Below are 18,591 nucleotides of genomic sequence, written 5' to 3'. Positions count from 1 at the left end.
GAGGCACAGCCAGGCGGTACTTCGAGAATTGATTGCGGTCAATCAATGAGTTGCCTAATCTAACCTGATGCCCGCAGCCTGGAGATAATAATGTCGGAAAATAACCCCTTTTTAAGCGTCAGCCTGCTGCCCTATCAGGCGCCGCGTTTCGATCTGATCGAGGATGAACACTACCGCCCGGCCTTCGATGAAGGCATGCGGCGCCAGCGCGAAGAGATTGCCGCGATAGTGAATAATCCGGCGCCCGCGGATTTTGCCAATACGGTGGTGGCGCTGGAGCTGAGCGGACAGCTGCTGTCGCGCGTGACCCGGGTCTTTTTTGCGATGGCCGGGGCGCATACCAATCCGCTTCTGCAGCAGCTTGATGAGCAGTTTTCCGCCGAGCTTGCGCAGGCGGGCAACGATATCTGGCTTAACACGGCGCTGTTTGAACGCGTGCAGCGCGTGTGGGAGGATCGTGAGCATCTGCAGATCGATGCGGAGTCCCGGCGCCTGCTTGAGGTCACCTGGCAGCGGTTTCTGCTGGCCGGCGCGCGGCTGGCGGAAGAGCAGAAATCGGTGCTGCGGGCGCTAAATACCCAGGCCGCGGCGCTGCAGAGCCAGTTCCAGCAGCGGCTGCTGAGCGCGGCAAAATCCGGTGGCCTGGTGCTTGATTATCTGCACCAGCTGGACGGGCTGAGCGCGGAGGAGATCGCCGAGGCCGCAAAAGCGGCGGCTGTAAAGGGTCTCCAGGACCGCTGGCTGCTGCCGCTGCTCAACACCACGCAGCAGCCGGCGCTGCTGTCACTGCGCAGTCGTCAGACCCGGGAAAACCTGTTTGCCGCAGGCTGGACGCGCAATCAGAAGGGCGATGATAACGATACCCGCGAACTGCTGCTGCAGCTGGTGGCGATCCGGGCGCAGAAAGCGGAGCTGCTGGGCGCGGCTGACTACGCCAGCTGGTCAATGGCCGATCAGATGGCGGGCGCGCCTGCCCAGGCCTTTGAGTTTATGCGCCGAATTGCTCCGGCCGCGCGAGCAAGGGCGGAGCAGGAGCTGGCGGATATTCAACAGGTTATTGATGATGAAGGCGAGGATTTCACCGCCGCCGCCTGGGACTGGCCGTACTATGCGGAGCAGGTGCGGCGCGCCAGGTTCGCTATCGATGAGGCGCAGCTAAAACCCTATTTTGCGCTCGATCGCGTACTGCTGGACGGCGTATTCTGGACCGCATCGCAGCTGTTTGGCCTGCGCTTCGTCGAACGTTTCGACATTCCTGTCTATCATCCAGACGTGCGGGTGTGGGAAATTTTCGACGCTAACGGCGCCGGTATGGCGCTATTTTACGGCGACTATTATGCGCGAGATTCAAAAAGCGGCGGCGCGTGGATGGACGTGTTCGTTGAGCAGTCCACGGAGCTGCGGCAGCAGCCGGTTATCTACAACGTCTGCAACTATCAAAAGCCCGGCTCGGGCCGCAGCGCGCTGCTGTCGTGGGATGAAACCATCACCTTATTCCACGAATTCGGCCACGCGCTGCACGGGCTGTTCGCCAGCCAGCGCTATGCCAGCCTGTCGGGAACCAATACCCCGCGCGATTTTGTCGAGTTTCCGTCGCAAATCTTTGAGCACTGGGCCAGCGAGCCGCAGGTATTTGCCCACTATGCGCGTCATTATCAAACCGGAGAGGCGATGCCCGACGCGCTGCGCGAGAGCATGTACCGGGCGGCGAAGTTTAATAAAGGCTACGACATGAGCGAGCTGCTGGCGGCGGCGATGCTGGATATGCACTGGCATAGCCTGGCGTCGGCGAAGGTCCCGCAGGAGGTGGACGCCTTTGAAGCGGCGGCCCTGCGCGCGGAGAAGTGCGATCTCGCCGCCGTACCGCCGCGCTATCGCAGCAGCTATTTTTCGCATATTTTCGGCGGCGGCTACGCCGCGGGCTATTACGCCTATTTGTGGACGCAGATGCTGGCGGACGACGGCTACCAGTGGTTTGTTGAGCAGGGCGGCCTGACCCGTGAAAACGGCCAGCGCTTCCGCGACGCGATTCTGTCGCGCGGCAATAGCACGGATTTAGCTGAACTTTATCGCCAGTGGCGCGGGCACGATCCTAAGATTGAGCCAATGCTAAAAAATCGCGGGCTAAACGAGTAGGCGATTTTGCCAGGCAAAAGAGAGCCGGGCGTGGAGCCCGGCTTATTTGCCGGTTTTTCTTTTCTCCCAAATCCTTCTAAAACTTCTCCCCAAAAATCGATTTTGACCTTTACAAATTCAGCGACCGGAAGAATGCAGAAACTGCCAAATAAGCATTGTTAAAGCCCATACCGGTACTGTGATTACGAAAGATGGCCTCCGGAAAAAGCTGCTGCATGAAACCACATTGATGTGGTTTGTAGGGAAAACTGAGAACTATCACAAAGATGCCTGCAAATATTATTTTGCAGAGAAAATGTGCTTTAGGTTCAATTTAACCGATTGCGGAGATCGCAAAATGAGCAACGACTTTGGTTATGTAAATTTTCACTATGGTGTTAACGCCTGCGTAGATCGTCGAGTTGTGGCCTATGGTGCATGCGAGGCTATTCGCTGGTGGATTAAAGATGGTGGCCGTGACTGCCGACTGACAAAAGGCCAGAAGAACGGCTGTTACGGTCAGGTCGAACGGCGGGACCAGGAAAGCGCGTTGACGTGCTGGGGGTTGGAACAATGAGTCGATTAACCGCCATTATCTGGGCAGTGGTTATCTGCCTGAACGTTTGTCTTGGGTAGCTGGCCAATCACTACTACGACAACGCCATCGAGTTCAAAAAGCAGCGCGATAAAGCGACTGAGCAGCTCAACCTGGCAAACGCCACCATCACCGACATGCAGACCCGTCAGCGCGATGTAGCTGCACTGGATGCCAAATACACGAAGGAATTAGCCGATGCGCAAAACACCATTAGCGATTTGCGTAGGGATGTCGATTCTGGCAAGCGCAGGTTGCAGCTCAGCGCAAAATGTCCCGCGAACGGAGCGACCGTCGCCGGCAGCGTGGGCGATGCTTCCAGCCCCCGACTTACTGACTCCGCTGAACGGGATTATTGGAGTCTCCGAGCCGGAATCTCCACCATCACAGGGCAAGTGAGCTACCTGCAGGAATACATCCGCACACAGTGCCTGAAATAGTGAATACACCAACATCTTAAGCGCGAGCTACAGAAACCCGCTTTTCTTTAGTTTTTTAGCCAATAAGTAATTAGTGATTGCAGCGAGAGAAATCCCAACGACCCACGGTACGGTTGAAGCCAGCATTAGTGAATTGTTCACGTTAATGCTGGCGGTGATGCAGGCGAAGGTATTTGTTAAAACAAACCATGCAAAAAGTATCTGTTTCATTTGGTTATCTCCATGCGTTTCATCCGAGCAATATCCACCTACAAGCCAGCAAAAGCAAATTGGCGCACAACAATCAGTGCTGGCGAACTGCCCGCAACCAATCGAAAGGGCTACGACGAAATGAGTGAGGCGAAACCGCAGGACGGCAGCACCGTAAAGGGCTATCGCCCGCACCAAAATGCAAGAAGCCTGTATGTGGGCCTGCCGCGCCGTGGCGCGTCCTGACGCTGATTGTTAAGCAGCAGGAGTATATACGCACGCAGTGCCTGAGGTGACGATGCTCATTTTCTTCATAGAGGGGCTTTGATAACGCTCTTCACATCACTGCAAAAAGGCCGAGATTCGTGGTACTGTTTTTTTATTCTAAGGACAGGACTGAAAAATGAAAAAATTTTGTATTATTGTTCTGCTTGGCTTGATGCTCTTGGGGTGCGCACCAAAACCTGCACCTATAATCCCCAAGAATTTATATGAGTATGCAGTGAACGTAAAAAAAGCTGTAGAGCATAATTTTTTTGATTCGATAAATTACAAGGGAGAGGGTTGCACGCTCAAGGTCACGCAACCGCCGGGAGAGCAAATTCAAAAGATTGAGATTGTTTCCGGTGATGACGAACTTTGTAAGCGTGCTATTGAAGCAATAAATGATACGGTTGATTCAGGTAAACTCCCTACAAAGCCAAAAGGCTTACCAACTACAATTCTTTTTGACTTTAAACCCTAACTGTCATCCTGACAGATGAAACACCCAACCGGCAATCCCTGACAATCTGACGTGGGGACAAAGCCTCGATTTGAATGTCAGTCTGCTATCGGCTCTGGGTCAGTGCAACCGGGACAAAGCCGATATCAGGCAATCAGATAAACAACGGGCCTCGCAATAGCGGGGCTTTTTACTATCTAAACAGAGAGAAGATATGAAATTTGGCGAAGCTCTTGAGGCAGTTAAATCTGGCGCGAAGATTTATCGCGAAGGCTGGAACGGGAAAGGTCAGTTTGTCATTAAGGCTGGTGGATACACCGTCAGCGAACCTCGACCCGGCAGTGATTATGCAAAGGCTGGCATTACTGGTGAATTCACTATCGCGCCACATCTCGACCTGAAGAACGCACAAGGCATTATGCAGCCTGGCTGGGTTCCGTCGCAGGTCGATTTGTTCGCTGATGATTGGTTGGCTGAGCCAGTGGCGTAGGCATTATCGAGCCACCTTGTGAGATGGCTCGATAATGCCTACGAAATTAAGAAAATCCCCCCGCATCAATAAAGTCTATGCCGTATGAGTTGATACTGGTGAGCGGTAGTACGATATTAAATATGAGTTTCCCATCCTCATCATCAATTCTTGTTTGGATATAACCTTTCTCTTCCAGGTATTTAAACTGGGCTGCTACATGCTTTATGTCTGTTTCCCCTTCGATAGCCTTGCTCCAGGACTCTGACGACATATTTGATGGGTATGTGAGCCCGGGACCATCGTTAGATCATTCGGGCATTACATCGGCATGGTTCTCGATACGGATCCCTATTCAGCCCCTGAACGATACATCCTATAGATGGCAATACACATGACGAAATCGTTGGCTATGAGCCGCCAAAGCTAAGCTCCACCAGTATCGGGAAAAACGAAATTATCAAGAGTTTCTGGATGCCGATTGCAGTCATGACCTCCATAAATGGCTTGGTATTGACAAGTTTCGAATGGATTGCAACCACCACAGCAAATGTCGCATGTATCGCATCGGTAACATACCAGAGTTATGCTTGGCCCTTCGCCGCCGCTGAATCTGGCATTGTTGAACATCAAGCACTGGCTGAGCAAGAGCGGGCAAGGCAACATACTTCATTTCACGGGTGTTCCGCTGCTCATCGCTTACGGTCTGGCTGTAGATGAAATGTTAACGATCGGTTCTTCTACTACGACCCGTTTCGACGGTCGCGAGCGGCAAGCCTGGAATATGTCGAGCATACCGGCTCAGCCATTGGAGCTGGGAAAACTTCACTGGAAGACTTTGAAAACCAGATACGTCACGCCGAAGCAAAGCTGCTGCGTGCCAAAAACACGTCGACCCAATCTGATGGCGCATGTAGGAGAATTCCCCGCCCTATACGATGGCGAGTTCACTAGAGGACGCCATCGTTACCCGGGCGTTAATCACTGGTGACTTATCCCACCATCCGGGAGCATATTCCAGACAACCAGATCGAGGTGCAAGGGTTCGTCGCGCTCGCTCAGCAGCAGCTCGTGTGGGCAAAGAGCAAGCTTGTAACGTCCGATTGGCTTGGGGGCATAGGCAATGTCACGATCGGCTTCTTCGGCCAAATAAGCGATATATTCTTCTCGGGTTGCAATTGAGCAAAACGCCTGCACATTGTCATCCACTGTCAGATGCCAAACTCAAATTATAGGCCAGAAGCAAAAGATGCCATTTTCTTATTCTCGCGGGGAGTTGTTTCATAGTTTCTGCGTAAAATATTGTCCCTTGATTTACAAGCCTAAGGGTGACCAAAATGCATGTCTCTCCCTTTTACAGGCAGATCCTCCAGATGCTGATAGCGAAAAAACTACCGTCCCCGATGTACCCGACAGTTGATATGGGTCAGCGATCGAAACGCAATCATTGGTATGTAAGAGAAAAGGGCAGCGACCAACCCCAAGACCAGTCATGGTTCGACTGGTGGAAGTCGCGCTCGCTGGGTGGGGGTAAGAATGGCCATATCACTTGGCGATCGACCTGCATCGCCAGAAACGTTCCTGACCCTTTCAATCCGCCTAACTCATTTGAAGTTGATTTCAATGCCCCGGATGGCGAGATTTATCACCTTCTGTTCACCCTGGCTCCTCATGGACCGAATAAATAATAGGGGCGTGATTCAGGCTACTACCGCGCAGTACTGTAGGTGAGGCTTTCGTGGCAGTGAGCTGTTACCAGCAAAGTTTCTGTAGCAGGTACATAAATCGTTGCTTCTGAGACGCGGTAGAAGCCGCGCCCGTTTTACTTTCCGGGCACAGAGCATCCTGCATGAGATCGATGATGAAGAGAAATATGCGCAGAGTTCTACCCGTTATTCTCGCCGCCGTGCTGATTAGTGCCTGTAACGATACGCCTGCGGAGAACGGGCTGATGTACCGGGCCGGTGACGACGCGTTTTATCTTAACAAGCGCTGCCTGGGAGAGATTCGCGTAAGAGATGCACTCTCGCCGGGGGTGTTCATTAAACTCAAACACAGCGTAAACTGCTCTGAGGCGCTGAACAACGTCATCGCGGATAATATCAACAAGGACCTGGTTGTCACCTTCCAGCGGCAGGAGCTGCTCATAGCGAAAATTGGTTCGCAGATGAAAACAGAGAATGGCTTCAGCCTGTCAACTGCGGATAAAACGGTTGCCCGCAATATCTACGACTTTTATCAGCAATAACGCACTGCCGGCGAACGAATGCCCGGCCATCGCGCGCCGGGCGTCCTTTCTGCCGCCGCCGCGAACGACAGCGCGCGCCTTACCAGTGCTTAACCAGCGTCTCACCAATCTCGGCAATCTGCCGGTTCCGCTCATCCATTGAGGCCTCGGTGCCGGTTAAATAAATAATTACGATACGCGCGGGCTGCCCGTCCGGGCCGAGGGCGGCGATAATACCGCGCGACCCGCGGTTGCCCGCGCCGGTTTTGTCAGCGATAAACCAGCCGTGCGGCAGCGTCGAGCGCAGCAGCGGGCCGGCAACCTTATCGTCAACCATCCAGCTGCGCAGCTGCTGTCGCGATGCGGCGGAAAGCACGCTGCCGGTGAGCAGATTGTGCAAGGTTTTGGCCATCGCCTGCGGCGTGGTGGTATCACGCGCGTCGCCGGGCAGGGCCTCGTTAAGCTCGGTCTCCCAGCGGTCGAGGCGCGAAGTCTGGTCTCCGCTGCGGCGCAGGAAGGCGGTCAACCCCTGCGTGCCGCCGACGCTCGCCAGCAGCAGATTAGCGGCGGTGTTATCGCTAAGGGTGATTGCCGCAGCGCACAGCTCGGCTACCGTCATGCCGTCGGCGAGGTGCTTTTCGGTCACCGGGGAGTATTCAACCAGATCCTGCTGACGGTAGCGGACGCGGCGATCGAGCTTCTCCTCTCCGGCATCCACGCGCGCCAGTACCGCCGCGCAGAGCGGCACTTTAAAGGTGCTCATCATCGGGAAACGCTCGTCGGGGCGATAGCTTGCCAGCAGCCGTCCGCTGGCTAAATCCAGCTCCGCGTAGCCTACTCTGGCCTCGAGCTGGCGCTCAGCGGCTTTGACCTGGTTTACCGTCGCCTCATGCGCCCAGGCGGGCAGGGCGAACAGGGCGAGCAGGAGGATCGGGGCAAAAAGAGAGTGGCGCATTCCGGTGACTGTTCCTTCGTTTTTATTTCTTCACGCCGCTATGGGTAAAGCCCGGCGACGCCCGCCCCTGAAAATAATGCGAAATAAGAGTTGTGAAGATTCACAATTTCTCTTTTTTCCTTCATCATTCGTCAGCTTTTAGTCGTAATAATCAATGCTTAGCTCAGTATAAGAAAGAGTTTTTTTATTTAGGGCCGGTATGAACTATAAGAATGTACTGAAGGTAGCGCTATTGCTACCAGCCGTCGGCTATCGAACGTTAATCATTGACCCCAATCCGGGAGGAACATGGTGGACCTGCTAATTAAGGTCATGCTGGTGGGGGGGAAGGCGGATGGCCTGCTGGTCAGCGTCGCCGATACCGCGACGGAACTTTCCGTCACCGCCGCGCAATATGGCGCGAAATCCGGGCAGCCGCTGAGTTATCGGATCGTGTCGCAGACAATCGATAATGAGCGTTACTTTTTTGGCGTGTTTAGCGATACTCATGACGACACCGATAAACTAACCAGAGTTGCGCTGACCCGGGGTATGAAGAAATCGCTGTGCTGAGCCTGTGCCGGACGGCAGACCGCCGTCCGCTCAGGTGGCGTTTTCCTGGCGACAGCAAATGATTTCGCGATCTTAGGGAGCACCATGATCCACCATCTCCGCATACAAAATTTCAGATCGGTAAGGGATATCGAGCTGGATCTGGGGGCGCTGAATATCGTCTTCGGGCCGAACGGCTGCGGCAAGTCCAATATCTACAAGGCCATCCATCTGCTCACCGCCTCCGCGGACGGTAAATTCTCCAGCTATATCAGCGATGAAGGCGGCCTCGAAAACATCATGTGGTCCGGAAAGAGCGCGCCCACGGCCCGCTACCCGAAGCGGCTGCAGATCGCCTGCCTGACGGAACAGTTCGACTATGAGCTGCAGGTTGGGTTTCCGGAAAAGCTGCCGTATCCCACCCAGTTTATGCTCGATCCGATTGTGAAAGAGGAATCTATCTGGCTGGCCGGCTTCTCCCGCCGTCCCTCGGCCAGAGTGCTGCAGCGGAAAAATCAGGCGGCGTTTCTGATTGACGTGAACGGCGAGAAAAACACCTTTACCGAAGCTATCTACGAGAACGAGTCGATCTTCGGCCAGCTTGGCGAACCGCACCGCTTCCCGGAAATATCCCGCGTCCGGGAGACCATGCGCCAGTGGCGCTTTTATCACGAATTCAATATCGGCCGCCACTCCGCGCTGCGCCATCCGGCGGTGGGCTATCGCTCGCCGGTACTGGATAGCGACGGACACAACCTGGCCGCCGCGTTTCAGACCATTGTCGAAATTGGCGCCGTGGAGCTGCTGCACGAAATCCTCGAGAGCGCCTTTCCGGAGTGCCGTTTCTTCTGTGAAAATGAGAATTCGCGCTTTTCGATAAAGATGCGCCGCGAAGGTATTTACCGGCCGCTGCTGGCGGCGGAAATGTCGGACGGCACCCTGCGCTTTCTGTGCCTGGCGGTGGCGCTGCTGAGCCCAAGGCCGCCGGCATTTTTGGCGATTAACGAACCGGAAAACAGCCTGCACCGGCAGATGTTTCCGGCGCTGGCGCGGCTGATCGTTGAAGCATCGCGCTATAGCCAAATCTGGCTGACCAGCCACTCGGCGGAGCTGACGGAGCTCATCTCGTCGCTGGCGGAAAGCCAAATTTATGAGCTGGAAAACAGCGGCGGTGAGACCCGAATCAGGCGCTGAAAGCCCGCCGTGCGGCGGGCGTTATGCCTCAGACGGCGTTGTTATATCCCGGAGCCGGCAGCAGCGTTTTGCTGCCTTTGAGGGTAAACAGCGAAATAAGCGTAAAGCACAGCGTAATCGATCCGAGGATCAGGTAAGCCTGATGGAAGCCCACCGTGTCGTACATGCGTCCCACCCACGCCGAGAGCACGACGCCGGAGAGCTGTTTCGATAAGTTAAAGCCAATCAGGAACAGGGTGGCAGAGAGCTTCGGGTTAAAGGCGGAAGAGATATATTTGAAGGTGCCGACCAGCAGGAACGGAACTTCAAACATATGCAGCATTTTTAATATCACCACTTCAACCGCGCTGGTGGCGAATGAGGAGCCGAGAATGCGTACCGACATAATTATCCCCGCGGTCAGCAGCGCATTTTTCGCCCCGATGCGGTTAACAATCGCCGGAGCGCAGAACATCACCAGCGCATTCAGCAGCTCGCCGCCGGTGGTGACAAAACCAAAGACTTCGGTTCCGCGCTGCGGGCTGGAGAAGAAGCCTTTAAAGAAGTTAGCAAACTGCTGATCGAAAACGTCATAAACGCTGGCGACGCCGACCACGTAGATAATAAATCCCCAGAACCGCGGCATGCGCAGCAGCTCGGCGGCAACGCGCAGCGAGAAGGCCTGGCGGTTGGCGCCCAGCGCGTCCATCACCTGGGCGCTATTGCTGCTTTCCGGACGAGAAAACCACAGCAGCACCCCGAGCGCCAGCGCGAAGCCGGAGGCAATCCAGAAGGTAATATTCGGGTCGATACCAAACAGGATCCCGGTAATCGACGCGCAGATAGCCCAGCCGACGCAGCCGGCTACGCGCACCTTGCCGTATTCAAAACGGTTGGCGCGGCTGACGCGTTCAATATAGGCCTCGACCGCCCCGGAACCGCTGGAAAAGACGATCCCCAGATAGACGCCGCCCACCAGCGCCCCCAGAATAATATTCATCTGCAGCAGCGGTGAAAAGACGAATATAAAGAACGGGGCGAACAGAATTAATAGCACCACGATCGTCCACAGCAGATGCTTGCGCAGCCCGAGCTTGTCAGAGATCAGGCCAAATATCGGTTGGCAGATAATGGCGAACAGCGAAATTGAGGAGAAGACGATCCCGGTTTCCGTTTTGGTTAAATGGTTAACGTCCGCCAGCCACACCGGGAAAAAGGGAAAATAGGCCGACATAATGAAGTAATAGAAGAAAAAGAACAGCATGAAATAGATAAAGTTATGCCGTTCTCGCGGCGCGAGCTCAGAGAATTTCATAGAGAGGTTCCATTTTTATTATGCCTGTAGGGTTGGGGGCGTGACGCCCCGTTTATACCGCTCATACTTCAGGTTGCATGTGCGCTGCTTTTCCTCGCTCACCCCGGGCTGACGTCAGTAAGCCGTCGGGTTTCCCGCCTGCAACGCGAATTATTCCGGGTTTATACCGTTATGATCCAGGCGGCCGGCGGGCGATTCGTTTGCTGAATCACCCGCGGCGTAGCCCGACTATTCCGGGTTTATTACTGGAAATGAATGCTTACCTGATACTGCCACTGCGTCTCCTGAAGCAGCCACTGCGGCAGCACGCTCGGAGTCCAGGAGTCATCGCCGCCGACGCCCATATGCTGGCCGTCGAGGGTGATCCAGACGCCGCTCTCCGGGCGCATCAGGTGCCAGTGGTCGGTTGCCATCAGCTGCGCGGTACCGTAGGGCTGCACTGAGAAGTGGAAGTGGCCCGCGACGTGCCAGCGCCCCCAGTCCAGCGCGGTGCTATCGCAGCGCAGGCCGTTTTCGGTGGGGAAGATGTACGGCGTGCTCATCTCCGCAAGGGGCAGCTGCCAGCGGGAGAACTCCGCGCTGCTGCGGCGATCCGGGTAGTTTTCATGCGGGCCGTAGCCGAGCCACGAGACCGGCTGCTGCTGATCGGCGACCTGGAAGTTGAGGCCGACTCGCGGCAGCGGCGGCAGGGTACCGGCGCGCTCGCCGTCCACCGCCAGGTGTAGGCGGCCTTCGCTATCAAAGGTCATACGCCAGCGGCTGACGATGACCACTTCATCGCCGCGCAGATAGTGCCAGCGGCTGTCGATGACCACCTCATGGGCCAGACGCTGGGCTTCGCAGCGAACGCAGCGCGCTTCAAGGTCGTACAGCCCGGCGCTTTTCCAGCGCTCAACCCAGGCGTTAGGGTCGATGCGTTCCACTTCGCTGACGCCGATATCGTTATCCAGCGGGGCGCGAACAAACTGGTCGCGCAGCGGGGTCAGCAGCTGCTCCACGCCGTCGGCGCGCCACTGGCTGAGCAGGCCGCTTTGCCGATCGACGGTCCACTGCTGCGATCCCAGGCTAACGACATAGAAAGACTCATCGATCTCCAGCGTCGGTGCGCTGCCGGCAGGCGCCGGTTTGGCGAGCGCCAGCGGGGCGGCGAGGGCAAACTGCTGCCAGGCGACGCGGTGTTCGGCCGGCGACCAGGCGGTAGCCTGCGGCTGAACCACCTCCAGCAGCAGCCAGACCTCTTTCGCTCCCTGAGGCAGGGTCAGGGTATCGCACAGCGTCAGCTCCGCCTCGCCCTGCGGGATGAGATCGAGGGCGGTGCTGCCGCTGGCGACGGTTTCGCCCGCTGACTGTACCTGCCAGCGCAGCTCTTCATTATTGGTCGCGCGGAACAGATATTCGCTATTGACGCTAACCCGCAGCGGCGACTGCGCCAGCAGCGTGAACTGGAAGAACTGCTGGGCGTGTTTGGCCTCGATGAGCGACGGGTGCGGGCGGCGATCGGGGAAAACCAGCCCGTTCATGCAGAACTGACGGTCGTTGGGTTTATCGCCAAAATCACCGCCGTAGGCCCAGCCGGTGCTGCCGTCTTCGAAGGTTTTGCTAATAGCCTGATCCGCCCAGTCCCAGATGAAACCGCCCTGCAGGCGCGGATATTCGCGAAACGCCTGCCAGTAGTCGGCGAAGTTGCCCAGGCTGTTGCCCATGGCGTGCGCGTATTCGCAGAGGATCAGCGGGCGCTGCTCGCCCGGCAGGCTGATCCACTTTTTGATGCCCCATTTCGGCACCGCCGGAATGAGCTGGTCGCGCTCAACGCGGGCGTACATCGGGCAGATAATATCGGTGGCGCTGCTGTCCGCTCCGCCGCCTTCATACTGCACCGGACGCGAAGGATCGTTGCGCTTGATCCAGTGGTAGAGGGCTTCATGGTTGTCACCGCCGCCGGATTCATTTCCCAGCGACCAGATAATAATCGACGGATGGTTACGGTTGCTTTGCACCATGCGCGTCACGCGGGCGCTAAACGCCGGCAGCCACGACGGGTCGTCGGAAAGGCGGTTCATCGGCACCATACCGTGGGTTTCGATATTGGCCTCATCGACCACGTACAGGCCGTAGCGGTTGCAGAGTTCGTACCAGCGGGAGACGTTCGGATAGTGCGAGCAGCGCACGGCGTTAAAGTTATTCTGCTTCATCAGCAGGATATCCTGCAGCATATCCTCCTCGGTCACCACCTGGCCGCGCTGGTGATGGTGCTCATGGCGGTTAACGCCGCGGATCAGCAGCGGTTTGCCGTTAAGCAGCAAAAGCCCGTTGCTTATCTCGACCCGGCGGAAACCGATATCCCAGGCTTCTGCTTCAATCAGCCGATCGCCTTGCCACAGCGAGACCACCGCGCGGTAGCAGTGCGGCGTTTCGGCACTCCACAGCGCCGGGCGCTCGACCGCCAGGCTTAAGCTGGCGCGCTCGGCATAGTTACCGCGCTCGTCGATGACCGGCGAACCGGGACGCTGGCGGATGCTGGCAACCTGTTTATCCCCCTGCCACAGGCTGACCTCGGCGGTCAGCGCGTCGAGCTCCCCGGCTGGCGCGGCGATGGTCAGATCGACCGCCAGCTCGCCGTCGCGGTAGAGCGCATCCAGGCTGGGGGTGATTTGCACGTCGCTGAGGTGCTGATGGGGCTTATTGAGCAGCCACACCGAACGGAAAATGCCGCTCATGCGCCACATATCCTGATCTTCCAGCCAGCTGCCAGCGCTCCAGCGCATCACCATCACGCACAGGCGGTTATCGCCCGGCTGCAGATACGGCGAGAGGTCAAACGCGGCAGGAAGGCGGCTATCCTGGGAGTAGCCGACCCACTCGCCGTTGCACCACAGGTGGAAGGCCGAGTTGACGCCGTCGAAGATCGCCTGGGTCTGGCCTTCCGCCAGCCACTGCGGATCAACGGTAAAGGTCAGCGAGTAGCACCCCGTCGGGTTATCTTCCGGCACGCGCGGTGGCGTGGTGTCGATGGGATAGCGGACGTTGGTATAAATCGGCGCGTCGTAGCCTTCCATTTGCCAGTTTGAGGGAACCGGCGTGCTGCGGCTGTCCGGCAGATCGGCGTCGATCCAGCTGGCGTCAACGGCAAACGGGCTGCGGGCGTAGGAAAACTGCCAGCGTCCGTCCAGCAGACGACGGCGATCGCCGGGCAGATTGTCGCGCGCGTCGGCGATATTTCGCCAGCTGGCAAAGGTTGGGTGGGCCGCCAGGCGGTTAAGGTGAGTAATGGTCTGGTTTTGCCAATCTTCACGCGCCAGCACTTCATGGAACAGCGGAGAGCGGGCGGCGGTTGAGTCGTGTTGTTGCATACGCATACCTGACGGATAAGTGAAGGAAATGTCATTCGCTAGACAAGAATGAACGTGTTATCAGATATTTTTCCTTGTGCCGCAATATCATTGGAAATGAAACCCATTAACGATCACGAAATGCCGGAATTAGAGCTGATTTTTGTCGTTAATTAGACATAAAATGTTAGCGTGAGACATTTAACCAATACCTACTGAATTTTGGCGACCAGGAGAGGACTATGCAGCGGCGTTCGGCAACCTTAGATGATGTGGCGAAAGAGGCCGGAGTCTCCCAGCAGACGGTCTCCCGGGTGCTGAATAATCCGGACGTGGTCTCTGACCGCACCCGCGACAAGGTGATTCGCGCGATGCAGGCGCTGCACTATGTCCCTAACCGTTCCGCCCAGTTGCTGGCGGGGAAGGCGGCGCCGTCCATAGGGCTTATCACCGCCTCCTTGACCCTGCATGCGCCATCGCAAATTGCCGCGGCGGTGAAGCTGCATGCCGGCATGCACCGGCTGGAGGTGTCGATCGCCATGCCGGAACAGACCGACTATGCGTCGCTGCAGGCGCGGCTGGACGAGTTTCGCGCCCAGCATATCCGCGGGGCTATCGTCAGCCTGCCGTTGGAGAGCAGCACCGCCGAGCGCCTGGCCGCTGAGAACCCCGATATCTCCTGCCTGTTTCTCGACGTCTCTCCTGAAACGGACGTCTCCTGCGTGCGCTTCGATCACCGCGACGGCTGCGGCGCCTGCGTGCGTCATCTGTGGGAATCCGGGCATCGGGAGTTTGGCCTGCTGGCAGGGCCGGAGAGCTCTATTTCTGCGCGAATGCGCCTCGGCAGCTGGCGCGAGGCGCTGCATCGTCTGGGCATTAGCCGGGAGGTGACGGTCTTCGGCGACTGGAGCGCGGCCAGCGGCTGGCAAAAGACCTTTGAACTGCTGCACCTTCAGCCGCGGATCAGCGCTATCGTGGTAGCCAACGATCAGATGGCGCTGGGGGTGCTCAGCGCGCTGGCGCAGCTTAACCGCACCGGCAGCAGCGCCATCTCGGTGACCGGCTACGACGATACCGCCGATAGCCTCTACTTCCAGCCGCCGCTGACCACCGTCGCGCAGAATTTCGATCTGCTGGGGAAAAGGGCCGTGGAGCTGCTGGCTCAGCAGATGGCGACGCCGCAGATGCGCATTCGCGAACTCCTGCCCACCACGCTGATTGTGCGTCAGTCCACCTGGGCGTACGGCGCCGAGCCCGCCCGCGATCCGCTGATTGCTCAGCTAAAAACGCTGGTGGAAAAGCTTTAAGTTGGTTGGTTTAAGCTTCATTGAAGTAGAGGGTGCTAAAGTGCGCGACAGGCGTAAAGAAAGATAGACTCTTTTTTTGCGTACAATGCAAAACACAATCTATCCATGCAAGCATTTATTTACCGCCATTTCACTGGCGGTTTTTTTTCGCCCGTACCTTGCTCGCACTTTACCCACGCGATGCCCACGCCGCCATGGCGTATTTTATTTAATGCTACCATTTGCGTGCTTATTAGCCGTTTATCGGAATAAACACGCTGTTTTTGCAGTAGGCGGTGCGCCGGTCTTCCCGGGTTAGAGTTTTCAACCCAGCATAAAATGCTGTGAGACCATACGCGGCCGGGAAGCCTGGTGCGCTTCCTTCTGCGGCTATCCTGGCGGGTGCTGCGGGCGAGCGACAATATAGCCGGGGCTGAATTGGTGAATCTTATATTTTGCCGCCCTCGCAGGGTTAAATACCGCTTCGGCGATAATTGCATAATATCTGTACCCTTAACGCGCGAAAAAAGAGAACGGCGCCGTCTGGCGCTCAAGCGCGCGGTTGCGGAATTCATAATTACCATCAATGGATGCGGCGCAATTAATATAATAAAATAATTAATTGTCCAAATTTAAATTTAACCCTTTGTTACAGATGGAGTTTATTATTCAGGTGATAATTCAGGTTCTTTTACAACATTAAGGATAATCTTTCGTGAATAAATTTGTGCGTAATACCCTGATTGCCGTTGCCATCACCACCGGTTTCTCCGCTGCCGCTCAGGCTGCCAGCGCGAGCTACGTTCCGCCGGTATCTCAGGACCCGGTGGTTCAGCATCTTAAATTAAGCAATGAGCAGGTGACTAAAATAAAAGCGCTGCATCAGGAATTTGAAACCAACGTGAATAATATCAAAATTGACGGTTTCAAAGAGGGCGCGCTGGTGGAGACCATTCAGTCCGGGAAGTGGGACGATGCGAAAGTGAAGCAGCAGCTGGCGGCCTTTGGTCAGCTCGATCAGCAGGTTCGCTACTACCGCGTAAAATACTATTTTGGCGTCAATCAGGTTCTGACGGCGGAACAGCGCACCCAGGTTAAAAAAGATCTCAGCGAAGCGCTTAATTAATCCGCTCCCGCCAGCAGTGGCGGGATCCCTTCGGGGAAGGTTTGCCAAAACGGCGCCGGAATAACGCTTTGCGGCACGCCCCCTTGAGGCACTCTCTTTTGAGGCAAATGTTTGAGGCATTATGAAGAAATTCACGCTCGTCGCGCTTAGTCTGCTTGCCTTCACCAGCCTGCCGGGCTTTGCCGGCAGCAAAACGGTGGTGGAGTATGGTGTTGTGCAGCAGAGCCAGATTATCAGCAGCCAAACGCGCTCCCACCCTCTGCGTACCGTCGCCGCCGGGGCGCTAGGGGGCGTAGTGGGCCATCAGTTTGGTAACGGTAAAGGACAAACCGCCATGACCGCCGCGGGCGCGGTGGCCGGAGCCGGGGTTTCTCGCCATCGGCAAAGCCAGCAGCAGGCCGTTCAGCAGCTTGAGCTGACGATCAAAATGCAATCGGGACAATTAATTCAGGTTGTTCAGCAGGTTGATGGCAGCCTGACCTTTAGTCAGGGCGATAAGGTTCGCGTTTTGACGTCCGGGAGCAATACCCGCGTCGATAAATCCGTTTAGTTAACGGTCCGGGCCGTCGCCCGTGCGTAAAAAACGTCCTCTGGTGCCGGCAGCAGAGGGCGGCTTCAGGCCTTCGCTCGTTGGGCCGTTAGCGTTTTCCCGGCAGGCTAAAATCCACCGAATCCGCTCTGTTCCTTGCTAACCCTATCTGTTTACTCGATTAACCAGGGGATGGATGTGCCCGACCGCGCCATGCTGTTTGCTCATGCAGGTCAGGATCACGCTATCGGACCACTGGCATTGACTGCGCCCGCGATGGGTTGACGATGAGTTAAATAAAGCGCTGATAAGAAGCCCGACAAAAAGGGTGAGCAGCGGGAATGCGAGCGAGGTTTTCACTTTATAACGGTCCTGGCGGTCAAGGCGATTTTCAGTACCCTACACTAAAAATGTGACAGTTATCCCATTTATGTTTTGTATGACCGACCCGGTCACCGGGAATGACGACCCTTCAGCCAGCGGCCGACGATCCTAACGGGCGCGTCGAACCGCGTGACTTTAGCGGCCAGAAAGCATACGATACGTATATGTTTTATTACGGTATATATATATGGGAATTGTAAAAATTTCAGATCTGCTGCATGACGATATCCGCGACGCCAGCCGAGCCATGTCGCGGTCGGTGAACGCTCAGGCCGAATACTGGATCCGCGTGGGAATGATGAGCGAGCTCTATCCCGAGCTTAACCATCAGCAGATTAAGCTGCTGATGCTCAAATCAGGGTCCGACCGTCTGCTGGAGGTGATTAATGCCATCCATTCCCATTAAGACCGCCGAAGAGCTGGCTTTACAGCGCCATGCCGGGGAACTGTTAGCCGCCGTTTTTGACATGCTGGACGCATTTATCCAGCCGGGCGTCACCACGATGGAGATTAACAATCGCGCCGAGGATTTCATCGTCAACCAGCTGCACTCCCGGCCTGCCAGCAAGGGGCAGTATGATTACCCCTACGTGCTGAACACCTCCATCAACGAGGTCGTGTGCCACGGGATGCCGAAGGAGACGGAGCACCTGAAATCAGGGACGATTGTTAACGTCGATATTACGCTTGAGAAGAACGGGTTGATTGCGGACTCCAGCAAAATGTACCTGATCGGCGACGTTTCTCCGCTCGCTCGCCGGCTGGTGAAAACGACCTATGAAGCGATGTGGAAGGGGATCAAGGTCGTGAAGCCCGGCGCCACGCTGGGCGATATTGGCCATGCGATTCAATCCCATGTTGAGAAGAATGGCTACAGCGTCGTCAGGGAGTACTGCGGCCACGGCGTGGGCAAAGAGATGCATGAAGACCCGCAGGTGCTGCACTATGGTAAACCCGGCGAAGGGGCCGTTTTGCAGCAGGGAATGGTCTTTACCATCGAGCCGATGGTCAACCAGGGCGACAGCAAAACGAAGCTCAAGAAAGATGGCTGGACGGTGGTGACCCGCGATAAGAAGCTCTCGGCGCAATGGGAGCACACCATCGCGGTGACCGACACCGGCTTTGAGGTCCTGACCCTGCGCCAGGGGGAAGAGCGGCAGCTTTGACAGGCCCGCTCCGCCGACCGCCACATCGATAAGAGACG

General features: G+C 56.3%; 16 protein-coding genes and 6 pseudogenes. 17 read left to right on the top strand and 5 right to left on the bottom strand.

What is annotated here, in order from left to right:
• Positions 1-90: 90 nt before the first annotated feature.
• The 3 genes and pseudogenes from dcp to RTE01_RS02555 all read left to right on the top strand — a co-directional run bounded on the left by dcp (position 91) and on the right by RTE01_RS02555 (position 3,150).
• Positions 91-2,136 carry a peptidyl-dipeptidase Dcp gene (dcp, locus tag RTE01_RS02565; protein ID WP_134526235.1) on the top strand — a complete coding sequence of 682 codons (2,046 nt, stop codon included), beginning with the start codon at positions 91-93 and terminating at the stop codon, positions 2,134-2,136.
• 412 nt (positions 2,137-2,548) lie between these two features.
• A pseudogene (locus RTE01_RS02560) lies at positions 2,549-2,692 on the top strand (lysozyme); the annotation flags it as partial.
• A pseudogene (locus RTE01_RS02555) lies at positions 2,689-3,150 on the top strand (lysis protein). The pseudogenes RTE01_RS02560 and RTE01_RS02555, both read left to right, overlap by 4 nt.
• A 27-nt stretch (positions 3,151-3,177) precedes the next feature.
• Here RTE01_RS02555 and RTE01_RS02550 read toward each other — a convergent pair.
• Positions 3,178-3,360: a hypothetical protein gene (locus tag RTE01_RS02550; RefSeq protein WP_134526232.1), complete on the bottom strand. Its 183-nt coding sequence runs from the start codon at positions 3,358-3,360 to the stop codon at positions 3,178-3,180.
• Positions 3,361-3,520: 160 nt separating this feature from the next.
• On the opposite strand from RTE01_RS02550, the pseudogene RTE01_RS26685 reads away from it, so the two are divergent.
• The 5 genes and pseudogenes from RTE01_RS26685 to RTE01_RS02535 all read left to right on the top strand — a co-directional run.
• Positions 3,521-3,598, top strand: a pseudogene (locus RTE01_RS26685) (Acb2/Tad1 domain-containing protein); the annotation flags it as partial.
• 144 nt (positions 3,599-3,742) lie between these two features.
• On the top strand, positions 3,743-4,084 hold the full coding sequence (locus RTE01_RS02545) for a cell envelope integrity protein TolA (RefSeq protein WP_134526229.1): 342 nt from the start codon (positions 3,743-3,745) through the stop codon (positions 4,082-4,084).
• A 25-nt stretch (positions 4,085-4,109) separates the two neighbouring features.
• Positions 4,110-4,244: pseudogene (gene lysC / locus RTE01_RS26680) on the top strand (Rz1-like lysis system protein LysC); the annotation flags it as partial.
• 33 nt (positions 4,245-4,277) lie between these two features.
• Entirely contained in the window at positions 4,278-4,553 is a 276-nt protein-coding gene (locus RTE01_RS02540) for a DUF2829 domain-containing protein (RefSeq protein WP_134526226.1), read from the top strand.
• 565 nt (positions 4,554-5,118) lie between these two features.
• Positions 5,119-5,486: pseudogene (locus RTE01_RS02535) on the top strand (DUF4055 domain-containing protein).
• On the opposite strand, the pseudogene RTE01_RS02530 reads toward RTE01_RS02535, so the two are convergent.
• Positions 5,476-5,731: pseudogene (locus RTE01_RS02530) on the bottom strand (SOS response-associated peptidase); the annotation flags it as partial. The pseudogenes RTE01_RS02535 and RTE01_RS02530 sit on opposite strands and share 11 nt — an antisense overlap.
• A gap of 174 nt (positions 5,732-5,905) precedes the next feature.
• Here RTE01_RS02530 and RTE01_RS02525 point away from each other — a divergent pair.
• A complete protein-coding gene (locus RTE01_RS02525; RefSeq protein ID WP_134526223.1) occupies positions 5,906-6,220 on the top strand; it encodes a hypothetical protein in 315 nt (104 codons plus the stop codon).
• A gap of 185 nt (positions 6,221-6,405) precedes the next feature.
• The gene (locus RTE01_RS02520; RefSeq protein WP_134526220.1) at positions 6,406-6,780 is read left to right on the top strand and encodes a hypothetical protein; all 375 of its coding nucleotides are present in this window, start codon (positions 6,406-6,408) and stop codon (positions 6,778-6,780) included.
• 79 nt (positions 6,781-6,859) lie between these two features.
• Here RTE01_RS02520 and RTE01_RS02515 read toward each other — a convergent pair whose 3' ends face one another.
• Positions 6,860-7,714, bottom strand: a complete 855-nt coding sequence (locus RTE01_RS02515) for a class A beta-lactamase TER-1 (protein WP_063865145.1) — start codon at positions 7,712-7,714, stop codon at positions 6,860-6,862.
• Between the two features lie 291 nt (positions 7,715-8,005).
• On the opposite strand from RTE01_RS02515, the gene RTE01_RS02510 reads away from it, so the two are divergent.
• Complete coding sequence (locus tag RTE01_RS02510) at positions 8,006-8,266, top strand: hypothetical protein (RefSeq protein ID WP_115193941.1); 261 nt, start codon at positions 8,006-8,008, stop codon at positions 8,264-8,266.
• A gap of 84 nt (positions 8,267-8,350) precedes the next feature.
• A complete protein-coding gene (locus tag RTE01_RS02505) occupies positions 8,351-9,439 on the top strand; it encodes an AAA family ATPase (protein WP_041145727.1) in 1,089 nt (362 codons plus the stop codon).
• Positions 9,440-9,467: 28 nt separating this feature from the next.
• Here the strand turns inward: RTE01_RS02505 and RTE01_RS02500 are convergent, their stop codons facing one another.
• Both RTE01_RS02500 and RTE01_RS02495 read right to left on the bottom strand, forming a co-directional pair.
• The gene (locus RTE01_RS02500) at positions 9,468-10,733 is read right to left on the bottom strand and encodes an MFS transporter (protein WP_041145726.1); all 1,266 of its coding nucleotides are present in this window, start codon (positions 10,731-10,733) and stop codon (positions 9,468-9,470) included.
• Between the two features lie 242 nt (positions 10,734-10,975).
• Complete coding sequence (locus RTE01_RS02495) at positions 10,976-14,083, bottom strand: beta-galactosidase (protein ID WP_141334640.1); 3,108 nt, start codon at positions 14,081-14,083, stop codon at positions 10,976-10,978.
• Positions 14,084-14,304: 221 nt separating this feature from the next.
• Between RTE01_RS02495 and RTE01_RS02490 the strand changes: the two genes are divergently transcribed.
• The 5 genes from RTE01_RS02490 to map all read left to right on the top strand — a co-directional run bounded on the left by RTE01_RS02490 (position 14,305) and on the right by map (position 18,553).
• Positions 14,305-15,369, top strand: coding sequence for a LacI family DNA-binding transcriptional regulator (locus RTE01_RS02490; RefSeq protein WP_041145724.1), 1,065 nt, complete (start codon positions 14,305-14,307; stop codon positions 15,367-15,369).
• 694 nt (positions 15,370-16,063) lie between these two features.
• Positions 16,064-16,474 (top strand): Spy/CpxP family protein refolding chaperone, encoded by a 411-nt coding sequence (locus tag RTE01_RS02485; protein WP_134526217.1) that lies wholly within the window; start codon positions 16,064-16,066, stop codon positions 16,472-16,474.
• 121 nt (positions 16,475-16,595) lie between these two features.
• Positions 16,596-17,024 (top strand): outer membrane lipoprotein, encoded by a 429-nt coding sequence (locus RTE01_RS02480; RefSeq protein WP_115192607.1) that lies wholly within the window; start codon positions 16,596-16,598, stop codon positions 17,022-17,024.
• Between the two features lie 550 nt (positions 17,025-17,574).
• A complete protein-coding gene (locus tag RTE01_RS02475; protein WP_041145722.1) occupies positions 17,575-17,793 on the top strand; it encodes a ParD-like family protein in 219 nt (72 codons plus the stop codon).
• Positions 17,774-18,553, top strand: coding sequence for a type I methionyl aminopeptidase (gene map / locus RTE01_RS02470; protein WP_134526214.1), 780 nt, complete (start codon positions 17,774-17,776; stop codon positions 18,551-18,553). The genes RTE01_RS02475 and map overlap by 20 nt, the downstream gene beginning before the upstream one ends.
• Positions 18,554-18,591 lie beyond the last annotated feature (38 nt).

It is taken from the genome of Klebsiella terrigena, from assembly GCF_006539725.1.
Lineage (GTDB): Bacteria > Pseudomonadota > Gammaproteobacteria > Enterobacterales > Enterobacteriaceae > Klebsiella > Klebsiella terrigena.
The sequence above is the reverse complement of the archived record's forward strand: the minus strand, read 5'-3'. Positions and strand labels throughout refer to the sequence as shown.

Coding starts and splice junctions, on each gene's coding strand:
- RTE01_RS02515 (WP_063865145.1), bottom strand. CDS start 7,714: ATGCGCCACTCTCTTTTTGCCCCGATCCTCCTGCTCGCCCTGTTCGCC.
- RTE01_RS02495 (WP_141334640.1), bottom strand. CDS start 14,083: ATGCAACAACACGACTCAACCGCCGCCCGCTCTCCGCTGTTCCATGAA.
- RTE01_RS02550 (WP_134526232.1), bottom strand. CDS start 3,360: ATGAAACAGATACTTTTTGCATGGTTTGTTTTAACAAATACCTTCGCC.
- RTE01_RS02545 (WP_134526229.1), top strand. CDS start 3,743: ATGAAAAAATTTTGTATTATTGTTCTGCTTGGCTTGATGCTCTTGGGG.
- RTE01_RS02490 (WP_041145724.1), top strand. CDS start 14,305: ATGCAGCGGCGTTCGGCAACCTTAGATGATGTGGCGAAAGAGGCCGGA.
- RTE01_RS02475 (WP_041145722.1), top strand. CDS start 17,575: ATGGGAATTGTAAAAATTTCAGATCTGCTGCATGACGATATCCGCGAC.
- RTE01_RS02505 (WP_041145727.1), top strand. CDS start 8,351: ATGATCCACCATCTCCGCATACAAAATTTCAGATCGGTAAGGGATATC.
- RTE01_RS02520 (WP_134526220.1), top strand. CDS start 6,406: ATGCGCAGAGTTCTACCCGTTATTCTCGCCGCCGTGCTGATTAGTGCC.
- RTE01_RS02500 (WP_041145726.1), bottom strand. CDS start 10,733: ATGAAATTCTCTGAGCTCGCGCCGCGAGAACGGCATAACTTTATCTAT.
- RTE01_RS02525 (WP_134526223.1), top strand. CDS start 5,906: ATGCTGATAGCGAAAAAACTACCGTCCCCGATGTACCCGACAGTTGAT.
- RTE01_RS02540 (WP_134526226.1), top strand. CDS start 4,278: ATGAAATTTGGCGAAGCTCTTGAGGCAGTTAAATCTGGCGCGAAGATT.
- RTE01_RS02480 (WP_115192607.1), top strand. CDS start 16,596: ATGAAGAAATTCACGCTCGTCGCGCTTAGTCTGCTTGCCTTCACCAGC.
- map (WP_134526214.1), top strand. CDS start 17,774: ATGCCATCCATTCCCATTAAGACCGCCGAAGAGCTGGCTTTACAGCGC.
- dcp (WP_134526235.1), top strand. CDS start 91: ATGTCGGAAAATAACCCCTTTTTAAGCGTCAGCCTGCTGCCCTATCAG.